12 protein-coding genes and 1 pseudogene are annotated in these 12,102 nt (G+C 57.8%); 6 read left to right on the forward strand and 7 right to left on the reverse strand.

The window, feature by feature from the left end; all coding sequences use genetic code 11:
* Window positions 1-22 precede the first annotated feature (22 nt).
* From H035_RS0107430 to H035_RS0107450, 5 genes are read right to left on the reverse strand one after another with little or no spacing between them, the layout of a single operon-like run.
* The gene (locus H035_RS0107430) at window positions 23-988 is read right to left on the reverse strand and encodes a class I SAM-dependent methyltransferase (protein ID WP_022948358.1); all 966 of its coding nucleotides are present in this window, start codon (window positions 986-988) and stop codon (window positions 23-25) included.
* Between the two features lies 1 nt (window position 989).
* Window positions 990-1,715: an acylneuraminate cytidylyltransferase family protein gene (locus H035_RS18700; protein ID WP_022948359.1), complete on the reverse strand. Its 726-nt coding sequence runs from the start codon at window positions 1,713-1,715 to the stop codon at window positions 990-992.
* Window positions 1,702-3,054 carry a surface carbohydrate biosynthesis protein gene (locus H035_RS0107440; RefSeq protein ID WP_022948360.1) on the reverse strand — a complete coding sequence of 451 codons (1,353 nt, stop codon included), beginning with the start codon at window positions 3,052-3,054 and terminating at the stop codon, window positions 1,702-1,704. Before H035_RS0107440 ends, H035_RS18700 begins: the two co-directional genes overlap by 14 nt.
* Window positions 3,051-4,205 (reverse strand): UDP-N-acetylglucosamine 2-epimerase, encoded by a 1,155-nt coding sequence (gene neuC, locus H035_RS0107445; protein WP_022948361.1) that lies wholly within the window; start codon window positions 4,203-4,205, stop codon window positions 3,051-3,053. Before neuC ends, H035_RS0107440 begins: the two co-directional genes overlap by 4 nt.
* Window positions 4,205-5,248 carry an N-acetylneuraminate synthase family protein gene (locus tag H035_RS0107450; RefSeq protein WP_022948362.1) on the reverse strand — a complete coding sequence of 348 codons (1,044 nt, stop codon included), beginning with the start codon at window positions 5,246-5,248 and terminating at the stop codon, window positions 4,205-4,207. The genes neuC and H035_RS0107450 overlap by 1 nt, the downstream gene beginning before the upstream one ends.
* A 14-nt stretch (window positions 5,249-5,262) precedes the next feature.
* On the opposite strand from H035_RS0107450, the gene H035_RS22425 reads away from it, so the two are divergent.
* Window positions 5,263-6,360, forward strand: a complete 1,098-nt coding sequence (locus H035_RS22425) for a mitochondrial fission ELM1 family protein (RefSeq protein ID WP_022948363.1) — start codon at window positions 5,263-5,265, stop codon at window positions 6,358-6,360.
* Between the two features lie 209 nt (window positions 6,361-6,569).
* Here the strand turns inward: H035_RS22425 and H035_RS21765 are convergent.
* Both H035_RS21765 and H035_RS0107470 read right to left on the reverse strand, forming a co-directional pair.
* Window positions 6,570-7,529: pseudogene (locus tag H035_RS21765) on the reverse strand (O-antigen ligase family protein); the annotation flags it as partial.
* A gap of 22 nt (window positions 7,530-7,551) precedes the next feature.
* On the reverse strand, window positions 7,552-8,028 hold the full coding sequence (locus H035_RS0107470) for a YbhB/YbcL family Raf kinase inhibitor-like protein (protein ID WP_022948366.1): 477 nt from the start codon (window positions 8,026-8,028) through the stop codon (window positions 7,552-7,554).
* 137 nt (window positions 8,029-8,165) lie between these two features.
* On the opposite strand from H035_RS0107470, the gene H035_RS0107475 reads away from it, so the two are divergent.
* From H035_RS0107475 to H035_RS0107495, 5 genes are all read left to right on the forward strand, one after another.
* Window positions 8,166-9,047: a fructosamine kinase family protein gene (locus H035_RS0107475; RefSeq protein ID WP_022948367.1), complete on the forward strand. Its 882-nt coding sequence runs from the start codon at window positions 8,166-8,168 to the stop codon at window positions 9,045-9,047.
* Window positions 9,048-9,066: 19 nt separating this feature from the next.
* A complete protein-coding gene (locus tag H035_RS18710; protein ID WP_152485987.1) occupies window positions 9,067-9,279 on the forward strand; it encodes a PA3496 family putative envelope integrity protein in 213 nt (70 codons plus the stop codon).
* A gap of 69 nt (window positions 9,280-9,348) precedes the next feature.
* Window positions 9,349-9,609: a hypothetical protein gene (locus H035_RS0107485; protein ID WP_022948369.1), complete on the forward strand. Its 261-nt coding sequence runs from the start codon at window positions 9,349-9,351 to the stop codon at window positions 9,607-9,609.
* A gap of 96 nt (window positions 9,610-9,705) precedes the next feature.
* Complete coding sequence (locus H035_RS0107490; protein ID WP_022948370.1) at window positions 9,706-10,926, forward strand: argininosuccinate synthase; 1,221 nt, start codon at window positions 9,706-9,708, stop codon at window positions 10,924-10,926.
* A gap of 231 nt (window positions 10,927-11,157) precedes the next feature.
* A complete protein-coding gene (locus H035_RS0107495; RefSeq protein WP_026596270.1) occupies window positions 11,158-12,099 on the forward strand; it encodes an IS110 family RNA-guided transposase in 942 nt (313 codons plus the stop codon).
* Window positions 12,100-12,102 lie beyond the last annotated feature (3 nt).

Below are 12,102 nucleotides of genomic sequence, written 5' to 3' on the forward strand. Positions count from 1 at the left end.
TTTAACCCTACAGATTGTAGCATTAGGACAACGTTTGCAGTAGTCGTTTGATTTTGCGCCATTTGCGCCGCCCCTTTCCCCACAAGGCATAGCCGTACCAAAAGTGTTCGATGCGCCTGGTTTTGGCCAGAATCGGGGCGATCGCCACCGGCTGCAAGAACAGGTCGGTCGGCGTAACGGCCGAATCGGGTTTGCGTGCGACGACGACGATCACGCGGTTCTGGCCGGTCGCTTGGATGGGATCGATGCTGCACTGAACTACCTCGAAGCCCGCCGCTTTCAGATAAAGCGCCATGCTTTCCCGGGTGAGGTGGTATTGGTGGGCTTGGCCCGAGGCGAAAGGGGTGGGGCGGGCGACATTGTAGTTGGGACGCAGGACGTCTTTTTCCAGCAAGAATAGCCATCCTCCCGGTTTCAAGATGCGCAGGGCGTTGTGCAAAAACTCCCGGGGGGAAAGTAAATGGGCGAGGAGATGTACGGTCAAGGCGGTGACCGCGTCGATCGATGCGGAGGGAATGTCCGCCAAACGGTGCAATTCCGTCATGGGCATTTGTTGCGCTCGCCCGAGTTTGCGGTGCTTTCGGGCATAGTCGATGTTGGCCGGAAAGGGATCCACGGGAATGACTTGAGCGCCTTCCGATGTCATGGCGGATGCCAAGGCGCCCGAGCGCGAGCGCAGATCGAGCACGATTTTTCCGGTCAAATCGATATGCCGGCGGATCAGGGGTAGTGCCCAGCGGTTTACGCGCCGTTCCTCGGAGCGGACTTTCTTGGGCGTGGGCAGCCCCTCCTCGCCGGTGATGGCCCGGGCGCCCGCATCCCCGGTGAAGTCGCTGCGATAGAAGGACTCCAGCGCTTCCGGAGTCAGGCGCGGGCGGGCGAAAAACAAGCCGCAGCGCCGACACAGGGCGATCCGCCCTTGCTGAGGCGGGTTGGGTTCGGAGACGATAACGGCGTCATCGGCCAGACAAAGATCACACGCGTCCATATCAACCTTCAGAGGATTGGGTTGAGAAAGTTTGTCGCCGGTACAGGAATTCGGCGAAGGCCAGATCGATGGGGTCGTCGATGTTGGCCGTGTATTCGTCGATGACGACCCCCGCGCAAGCCGATTCGACGATTTGACGCCGCTCCACGACGGCCTCCCGCCAAGCGGCGTAGCAGGCGCCGGTGCGATAGTAATAACGGGACGCCGTTTGCCGGTTGGAGACGAATTTTTCCAGATAGGGTTGGACCCGTCCTTGATCGTCCAGGCGCAGGATTTTCTCGGGAACGAAATGCCCCGGCACCGGCGCAATGGTGGTCGCCGCCTCAAAGGGCCCCGACCATAAGGTTTCCACCGTCCGTGCGATTTGCTCGGGCGTGCGAAGGGGCGTGGTGGGTTGCAAATAGAGACTCAAATCGAACCGGCAACCGTAATGGTCTTCGGCCGCCAGCCACCCGTGGCGCCAGACGTCGACGCCCAAGGCGGTATCGGTGGCCAGTTCCGGGGGGCGAAAAAAGGGCACGGGAAGGCCTTCCCGGCGTCCTTCTTCCGCCAGTTCCGCATCGTCGGTACTCAACAGGGCTTGATCGATCCAGGGCAATTCCTCGATCAGGCGAGCGGTCCAGCCGATCAGGCTTTTGCCTCCGACGGTGCGCAAATTCTTGCGGGGTATGCCTTTGCTGCCGCCGCGGGCCGGAACGATGGCCAGTACGGATTTATCTTTCCACATCTTGAATCCGGTAGAGGTTGGTCTCCAATTCGGTCACCGCGACCGAATGGAAACGGTTCAGTAAGCGGGAGAACGATTTCGTTTGTGCCTCGACGTAGGCGACCGGGGTGGGCGGATAGAGGTCGGCGAACATGCGCTGCTTGGATTTGCCCTTCATTTGGCGTTTGATTTGCTTCCGCGCGATTCGCATTCTGCCGGCCAGGCGTTCCCCGAGGGAAGCGGTCTGAGGCGGCAACGCTTTGAATATTCGGGCAATTCGATCGCAGGCCAGCGGTCCTTCCGCGGCGGCCAGGTGGCGCTTCAACACCTCGCCCTGGGCGGTGCGGGCCTTGAGATCCGTTTCCTCTTTGAGGACGGCGGCCAGGGTGTCTTTGAGTTCGTTAACGCTGGCGACCTCCAGACTCAGCTGGATCGGCAGGGGGGGATCGAGCGCTTCGTCGCGGAGGGGACGGTAACAGATAACCGACTTGCCCAGGACGAAGGACTCCACCGCCGTGGTGCAACTGTGATGGAGAACCGCTTGACTGCCCAGGATCCAGGGGGTCACTTCGCCTTCGTAGATGACGTGGCAATTGTTCAGATGCGCGGTGGCTTGCTGCCAGGGAAAGGAGCTTTCGGCCGGGTGTGGCCGGAGGATGAACTGCAATTCCGGAAACGATGCGGCCAACTCGGGGAGGGCTTCCAGGTAGGCGCGAAACAGTGCGATTCGATAGCGCGCCAGGTCCGGGTTGTAAAACTTGGGAGTGGGGAATTTCCCCGAGGCCACATCTGCCGGAGAAGGGAGCCGGGTGGCGGCCGCCTTGCGGGTGTTGACCCAGTGAAAATTGCTGTTGAACAGGAGGTAGGGGCCGTAACGGTCTCTGAGGTTTTGGGCTTGTTTTCGATATAGCTCGCGTAAGGGAGAGCGGAACAGGTCGAAGCGGGGATTGCCGGTGACATGGATTTTACCCCCTTCCCGGGAGCCGAAATAGTCGCGCCAAAGTGTGGCGTTGGCTTCCCCCCAGGCGAAGAGCGCTTGGGGTTGCTGCAAGGTTCCGGCGCCTACTCGACGGGTCTTGTAGATCTCGGGGGAATAAATCACCAACCCTTCTTCGTCCAAGGCGGTGACCGTATGCCCCAGTTGGCGCAAGTGACGGTAGAATTTTTCCATGTCACCGGTCACGCTCTTGCCCAGATAAATGCCTCGGGGAAGGCGATGGGCGAGCGGCTTGAGCCGGTCCCGATCGCCAAGATAGACCGAATGGCCCTGTTCGGCCAGCACGCAAGCGAGCAGGATCATGGCGTCCAACTCCCGGGTTTTGATTTCCACCGGCAGGAAGACGGGAAGGCGATCGCTCATTTTTTGAAACTCAACGGTGTGGTGGCGAGAATCTGGGCGATGCGCTCGCCGGCGGCGCCGTCTCCGTAAAGATGATCCGGTGCCGGGCGCGGGCTATGGTTGACCTGGTCGATGGCGGCCAAAATCTGGCTGCGATCGGGGTTGACGTCAATCACATTCTTTCCCCGATCCCGTCCGTGCTGGCGGCTGCCGATATTGAGTGCCGGCACCCCCAAAAAAGCGCATTCTCGAATCCCGGCGCTGGAATTGCCGACGATGGCCAGGGAATTGTGGACGAGACGCAGGAAGTCCTCGGGCGGCACGTTTTTGAAAAAATGGATATGGGGGGGGCGATAGCGTTCCCGAAACGCCCGGATGCCGTGGGAGACCACGTCCGAACCGGCGTCGATATTGGGCCAGAACCACAGGGCGGGAAGATTGCTTTCATACACCGCATGCAAGGTTTCGTCGATTTGTTGTTTGGCCGATTCGGTTTCGGTGGTGACCGGGTGTTGCAGGACCACCAGATAAGGACGGTGCCAATCGATTCGCGGGCCGACGCCTTTATAGGCGTCGAAAATATCCACCCCGATTTCCGGATCTTCCCGCACCTGGGCGGCGATGTCGATGGAAGGGCAACCGGTGACGTGAACCTTGTCCGGCTCCTCCCCCAAGGCGATGACCCGTTGGCGCGCCGGGTCCGAGGACACCAGGTGGAGATCCGCCAGCTTGGTGATGGCGTGGCGCACCTTGTTGTCGATATTGCCGGTGATTTCGCCGCCTTGAATGTGAACCAGGGGAATATTCATGTAGGAAGCCGCCACCGCCGTGGACAAGGTTTCGAAGCGGTCGGCGATGGTGATCACCCCGTCCGATTGGAGGGTTTGGAAGGCGGAGGCGAGTTCGATGATGCCGAGCCCCGTGGATTTGGCGGCGGTGATCAGATTGCCGCCTTCGAGCATGGTATGCAGTTTGTAATCGATCTTGAAGCCATCGGCTTCGATCACCCGGTCGGGAAAGCCGAAGCGTTCCAGAATCGCCGAGGCGGCCACGATGATCTGAAGCTCCAGCTCCGGGTGGCGGGCGATCGCCTCCATGGCGGTGCGGAAGCGGGCGTAACTGGGGCGCGCGGTAATCACCACGCAAATTTTGCGGCGTTTTTTTTGAGTCATCAATCTTCCAAATCTGCCCAGGTCAGGAGATGATCGGCGGCGGCATCGCGGCGCAGGCGTTTGCCGACCACCTGCTCCAGGTCATGAGCGGGGATACCGGTGCCGGGTTTCTTCGCGGCGAGGTGGTCTCGTTCCAGTCGGGTACCGGCGCTAAGGGGGCGATTGATCACCACGCTTTTCATGAATATCGGCCTGAGTTCCGCCACCGATTCGGGCAAGTGGGTTTTGTCCACCGGATGATTGAGGGCCGTTTCCAGATAGCGGATACCGGTGACCAGCTGCTCGAGTTCCTCGACGGTGACGGAGGCGGGCACGTCCGGTCCGAACATGCGTCGACTCAAGGTGACGTGGACTTCGACCGCCTGGGCGCCTAAGGTGGCGGCGGCCAGGCTCGGGAAAATTTTGCCCGAGTGGTCGGAAAGCCCGCTGGCGCCGTATCGCTCCCGAAACAGGGAAATATTGTTGAGGCCGATGCTTTCCGGCGGGCACGGATAGGCGGAAGTGCACTGCATGACCAGCGACGGGATTTTGAAAGGTTCGAGCCAAGCGATCGTTCGATCGATTTCCGCCAAGGCGCTCATTCCGGTGGAAAGCAAAAGAGGACGTCCCGTGCGCGCCATTTTTTCCAACAGGGGACGGTTGGTCAGCTCTCCCGAGGCCACTTTCCAACCGGCGACGCCGATGGATTCGAGCAGTTCGAAAGCCTGCTCGGAAAAAGGGGTGCTCAAGAACAAAAGTTCCCTGTCTTCGCAATGCGCTTTGAGTCCCCGCCATTGGGCGGGAGTGAATTCCATCCGCTTCCAATAGTCATAGCGGGTTTCATCTTGTAGACTGAAGCGCGCCCGCCAGGGTTCGCCGGGGGTGCTCTCCGCATCGGCAATATGGGTTTGGAATTTGACCGCATCGGCGCCCGTTTCGGCGATGGCATCGATAAAAGCGTGGGCCGTGCCCAGGCTTCCGTCGTGAGCCTGGGCCACCTCTGCGATGATGGTGCAAGATGCCGCAGGGCCGGGTTGGTGGAGCCAGGTGGTTTCCGAAGTCATGGAGTTTGGTCGAAATGCAAAGAAAAAGTCCGCGTGTCTGGTTAATCGTCGGAGATAAATCGGGCGACAATGCCCAAGTCCGCGCCATCGCCGAAGCGTTGGGCTGGCCGGTCGAATGGAAAGTGCTCCATTTTAAGCCACCTTTCGTCAAAGGCAAGCCTAAGGTGAACGCTTCTCTTCATCATGTGGACTTGACCCGCTCCGGTTCATTGTCACCTCCCTGGCCGGATTTGATCCTCACTGTGGGGCGGCGCCCCATCATGGCGGCGCTTTGGGTCAAAAGGCAAGCCGGCGGCAAAACGAAAATCGTTTTGCTCGGTCGCCCCAAACGCGGTTTCGATCCCTACGATTTGATTCTCGCCCCTTTGCAATACCGTTTGCCTCCTCACCCCAAACTCATTTCGATGGGTTTGCCGCTATTATTTCCATCCCTGGAGAAAATAAATGAAGCGAAAGAGATTTGGCAGCCTCGGTTGGCTTCCATGGCGCGGCCATTGGTGGCCGTATTGGTGGGGGGAGCCACCAAGCCGTATCGTTTCGATCGCCGGGTGGCCCAAGACTTAGTGGCCAAAAGCAGGGCCTTGGCAGGCCAAGGTTCATTATATTTTTGCGCCAGCCGCCGGACATCGCCGGAAGTCCTGGCCGAGCTTCGAAAAAGCGGCGCGCCTGTCTACGGTTGGGGAGAGGGGGCTCACGATAACCCCTATCTCGGTCTCTTGGGATTGGCCGACGCCTTCGTGGTGACCGGCGACAGTGTCTCCATGATGGTGGAAGTGGCCCGACTCGGTAAACCTTTGGCGATTTATCCACTGCCCATCAAGTATCCGCGATTGCATGCCGTTTATCGGTGGCTGATCGAGCATGGGCTATATCGATCCGAGCCGAGCGCATTCGGATCCCGGTTGGCGCGCTGGGCGTTTGAGGTGGGGTTGATCGGTTACCTGCGGGAACTGGAGCGGGTTCACCTATATTTGTACGATCACAAGTTGGCGCTGCCCTTGGACGGGGAGGCGGGCATTTCCAAATCACAACTGGATGAGTGGGTGCCGCAAGGAGAAGCGATCGATGTGCTTCCTGAAGTGATCGATCGAATTCGGGGGCTATTCAAATAAAGCAGTTCTTCGCTGATCGCCCACCCCAGGGGAAACCAAAAGAAAATCCATCCTTCCTTGGTACCGGTTAAAAGTTCCCATTCGTTGGGTGTGATGCAAAGAAAACCGTAAATCAGCAGCCCAAACGGTAAAAAATTCCCGGATAGGCGGCCGCTTCTGAAAGTGATAAACAAGCTGTATCCCATCGTCCAAAGTGTCAAACCCAGCCCCAGGACACCACCTCTCCTGAAATTGGCAAGGAAAAAGCTATGGGAATCGCCGTAATGGAACGTGGTGCCGTCGGGCAATCGGGTGACGCCATCGGGCGCGGCGAGGTAGCCTTGTCCCAACCAGGGGTGTTGCAGCGCATGGGCAAATGAATCCATCCAAATATAAGGGCGATAAGGCATGGCACGGATCAGTTGAGCGGTGAGATCCGGTAGTATCGTGCCTAGCACCAGGGCGGCCACCGCTCCGAAAGCGATCAGGTATAGCCCGATGCGTTTACTGGGTGTCAGGATATGGAGACAAAATAAGGCCGCACCCATCGCCACCAGTACGCTGCGGGTCCAGCTCAAGCAAATATAGGCGAGAATGACCGCAAATATCACTCCGTAGGCGAGACGACCGGCAACCTGGAGGGAGCCGCTCATCCCATGCCAGGCAATCAATGCAAAGAGTCCGAAAGCGGCGGCGCTACGGATGGGATGATCCAGGTATCCGAGACCTTCCATGCGCGATTCGGGAAAGGGGTGCTGACCATACCACACCAGCATGACCCCCAGCGCCGATAAGGCGACCCAGCAACAAAGCCAACCGAGATGGCGGTCGAATGTTTGGAAATGCCAGGTGCGCAGTCCGGCCGTCAAGAGGATGAAATGGGCCATGGTGGCGGCGCCCGCCATTCTCGCCAATAACGGCTTCAGTTCCACGTGCGGAGACCAGAAGAGGCTTGCCAACAAAAAAATCAGATAAAGCAACAAGCTCCAATAGAGGCGGCTTGCCGCTACGGTGCGCCAAAGCTCGGGAAGGAAGCGCCAGGAGGCGGGTACGATCAATCCCGCGTACAAGGCCCATACGATTTTGCCGTCGGGAATGACAGTGAAAAAACAAAGGCTCAGAAAAAAAATATAAGTTAAGAGCAAACGTTGCCGTCCATCGAGGACGGCAAGCCTTTGGAGTAGGAACATAAATGTTTAGAGAAACAAAGGCTTAGTGAGCGCGTGCGTAAGTGCCGACCAACGCGGTTTCTTCCAAAACGTGCCCCGCCATGGCTTCTTCCAGCCGTTGTTTGGTGGGCTGGCCCAGGTCTGGCAACACGGTATCCAAAGCGTAAAGTTTGAAGAAATAACGGTGCCTGCCTACGGGAGGGCAAGGTCCGCCGTAGCCGGTCCGTTTCCAATCGTTGAGTCCCTCTCGAGTTCCTGAGGGCAGCTGGGCCCGAGTTGCGTTTTGGAGAAGTTCAGCCGAATCGGGGGGGAGATTGTAAAGCACCCAGTGCACCCAGGTCATTTTGGGGGCGCGGGGATCGGGCGCGTCCGGATCGTCCACGATCAGGGCCAAGCTTCGGGTTCCCTCGGGAATCCCGGACCATTTCAGCGGGGGCGAGACGTTTTCCCCGTCACATGTGTAGAGGGCGGGAAGGCTCTCATTATGATCGAATTCGTTGGAAGTGAGGGTAAGCGCCATAACGGACCTCGCGATTGCCGAGTCAACGGCCAGTGCCGACAGCGTAGCCAGTCGGATCCCAAATCGGTATGACATGATTGATTACTTTCAACCGATATGTGCTTATAATGCCAAACTTTTTCCAGATCTTCTAGGCGATGAACTGGCGGGAAATAGAAGCTTCCATTCGTGCCGCGGTGGGTCATCGGTTTGAAGTGATGCATGCGCTTCCCTTGAGCGGCGGATGCATTCACGCCGCCTATCGAATCAGCGGAGTCGGAGAGCACTTTTTTGTGAAACTCGCCGAACCGAATTTGTCTAATGCGTTTGCCGGCGAGGCGGAGGGTTTGCGGATGCTGGCCGCCACCGGGACGGTGCGGGTGCCCTTGCCCATCTGCGAGGGGAATACGGCGACCGAGGCGTATTTGGTTTTGGAGTATCTCCACCTGAAGCCGCGCGATTCGGCTTCGGATCGGCGTCTGGGAGAGCAATTGGCGGCTTTGCACGCCATCGATCAGCCGGCGTTCGGTTGGACTCGGGATAATTTTATCGGGGCGACGCTTCAGCCGAACGAGCTTTGTGACGATTGGGCGGCCTTTTGGCGCCGCCGTCGGTTGGCTTGGCAACTGCAATTGGCCGCGGAAAACGGATACGGGGGCCGGCTCCAGCGTCTGGGAGAGCGACTGCTGGTCGGCTTGGACCGGCTGCTTGCCGATTACCGCCCTCGTCCGGTTTTGCTGCACGGCGATCTTTGGTCGGGCAACGCGGCGATGACCGATGCGGGAATGCCGGTCATCTTCGATCCGGCCTGTTATTGGGGGGACCGGGAAGCGGATCTCGCCATGACCGAATTGTTCGGGGGATTTAGTGGGGCATTTTATGACGCTTACGAGAGTCTAATGCCCAGGCGGCCGGGCTATGAAACGAGAAGCATGCTTTACAATTTGTACCATGTTTTGAATCATCTCAACCTTTTTGGCGGAGGTTATTTGAGACAAGCGGAAACCTTGTTGGAACGATTGTTGATTGAAACCGGATGACAGCCTGTTGCGGGAGGTAATGACGATGGTTGTGGATCTGGATGATGATTTTCATGAAAATCAAGACCCTATTTCTTCGGACAATTTCGAAAAAGAGGTGGATGAGCTTTTTTCCGAATGGCGAGAGGATCAGGAAAAGCTGGCTTCCCGGAGGCGTTTGGAGCGTTATTTCGAACTGAAGCGCTTGCGTGAGCAGATCGGCGATATATACGAATTGGACGACGATTTTTGAGGACGCTTGAATTTCCCGTGAATTTATCCCATATTCCGAACGGGGTTGAATGTTTGAGAGGATGCAGAGATGGATGCCAGAACCGACTTGAACGAATTGCTCGAGACTTTGAAGCAGGATCGGGATGAACTGCGCGTCAGAATGCATTTGGCGAGGATGGAGCTGAAAGAGGAATGGGATGAGGCGGAAAAGAAATGGGAGCACTTCAAACCCAAAGTAGACGAGGTGCTACGGGATACCAAGGACAGCAGGGATGAAATCGTCAAATCGACCAAAATTATCGGAGAGGAACTGAAAAACGCCTACCGCAGGATTCGCGAGCGTTTATAAAAAGTTATTAATCGATTGTCGAAAATGGCCGCTCCAAGCGGCCATTTCTTTTGCAGTATAATGACCTGTTTTTTAAGCAGAGAGTGATTTGAATTCATGGCGGATAAAATCGACAAAGTGGTATTGGCCTATTCGGGTGGTCTGGATACTTCGGTGATCCTCAAATGGTTGCAGGAGACCTACGAATGTGAAGTGGTTACCTTCACCGCCGATCTCGGTCAAGGCGAGGAATTGGAGCCGGCGCGGGAAAAGGCTCGCACCTTGGGCATTCGGCAAATCTACATCGATGACTTGCGGGAGGAATTCGCGCGCGATTTCGTGTTTCCGATGTTTCGCGCCAATGCGATCTACGAGGGAGAATATTTGCTCGGCAGTTCCATCGCCAGACCCTTGATCGCCAAGCGGTTGATCGAGATCGCCAACGAAGTGGGGGCGGATGCCGTTTCCCACGGGGCCACCGGCAAGGGGAACGATCAAGTTCGATTCGAGTTGGGTGCCTATGCCTTAAGACCCGATATCAAGATCATCGCCCCCTGGCGGGAGTGGGATCTCAATTCCCGGGAAAAATTGCTGGCTTACGCCGAGGCGCACGGGATCCCCATCGAAAAGAAACGGGGGCAGGCCTCGCCTTATTCCATGGATGCCAACTTGCTGCACATTTCGTACGAAGGCGGTATTTTGGAAGATCCCTGGGCCGAGCCCGAAGAGGCGATGTGGCGTTGGACCCGCGCACCGGAAAAGGCCCCGGACCGTCCCCTATATCTGGAATTGACCTTCGAGCGCGGGGATGTGGTCGCCATCGACGGAGAGCCGCGTACCCCCGCCCAAGTATTGGAAGTGCTGAACCGATTGGGCGGTGAGCACGGCGTAGGAAGGCTCGATATCGTCGAAAACCGCTATGTGGGGATGAAATCGCGCGGTTGTTACGAAACCCCCGGCGGTACCATTCTCCTCAAGGCGCACCGCGCCATCGAATCCATCACCTTGGATCGGGAAGTGGCCCACCTCAAGGATGAATCGATGCCGCGCTATGCTTCCCTGGTCTATAACGGTTATTGGTGGAGTCCGGAACGGAAAATGCTGCAGGAAATGATCGATGCTTCCCAGTCGAGCGTCAACGGCGTGGTTCGGGTTAAGCTCTACAAAGGCGGTGTGACCGTGGTGGGACGCAAATCGGAGGCCGACAGCTTGTTCGACGCCAACATCGCCACTTTCGAGGACGATGCGGGTGCCTTCGATCAAAAGGATGCGGAAGGATTTATCAAATTGAACGCGCTCAGGCTCCGAATCGCCGCCCGGCGGGGAATGAAGTTTTGAAGTTTTAATGCTTCAAAAAAAGATGCCTCAATCTCCCTTGTATGTTTTGTGTTGCTGGACAGTGGTTGTTTGAGTAGGTTTATGTCTGGCCCGGTGCGGCAGTTCGAAACTCCCTTGGGACACCAAGCCCGTGGGAGAGCGATGAGCGTCGCACCGGTTTTCATGGATACCCCGGACGGTTGCTTGGGCAGATAAGCCCGTATTTTTGCAAGGTTGGGAATCATGAACGAAATGAATGCAGAACAGTTTGTTGGTATTGACGTGTCGAAAGCGACGCTGGATGGGGCGGTCGAGCCTCAAGGTCAGGTATGGCAGGTGGCCTACGATGCCAAGGGGATCGATCAGCTGGTTTTGCAGTTGCAAGAGATCGGGCCGACCTTGATCGTCATCGAGGCCACCGGCGGTTTGGAAACCCAGATTGCGTCTGCCTTGGCGGGTAAGGAATTGCCGGTGGCGGTGGTCAATCCGCGCCAGGTGCGCGACTTTGCCAAGGCCAGTGGCCGGCTGGCCAAGACCGATCGGGTGGATGCCGGGGTGCTGGCGGCGTTTGCCCGGGCCATCCGTCCCCAGGCGCGTCCGCTCAAGGATGCGGACACCCGCGCTTTGGACGATCTGGTGGATCGGCGGCGGCAGTTGATCGGCATCCGGGTTCAAGAGGTCCTCCGATTGAATGGGGCCACGACGAAACCGCTGCAAACCAGTCTGAAAAAGCATATCACCTGGCTGGACAAGCAGATTGACCAGAACGACCGGGACCTGACCCGGCGGTTGCGCGAGTCGGACGCCTGGCGGGCCAAGGACGATCTGCTCAAGAGCATTCCCGGCGTCGGTTCGGTGACCATTGTCACGTTGCTGGCAAAATGCCCGGAGCTGGGCACCCTCAACCGGCGCGAGATTGCCGCGCTGGTCGGCGTGGCGCCGATGGCCAACGACAGTGGCCAGTATCGCGGCAAGCGCTTCATCTGGGGTGGTCGCTCCGAGGTTCGCGCCGTGCTATACATGGCCACGATCTCGGCGATACGCTGTAATGCGGTCATCCGCGCCTTTGCAGAACGCCTCAAAAACGCCGGCAAACCGCCCAAGGTCGTCATCGTCGCCTGCATGAGGAAGTTGCTCACCATCATGAATGCCATGTTGAAAAATAATACCCCTTGGCAGCCACAAAACACTTGACTT

The sequence above is a fragment of the Methylohalobius crimeensis 10Ki genome (genome assembly GCF_000421465.1).
In the GTDB taxonomy this organism is placed as follows: domain Bacteria; phylum Pseudomonadota; class Gammaproteobacteria; order Methylococcales; family Methylothermaceae; genus Methylohalobius; species Methylohalobius crimeensis.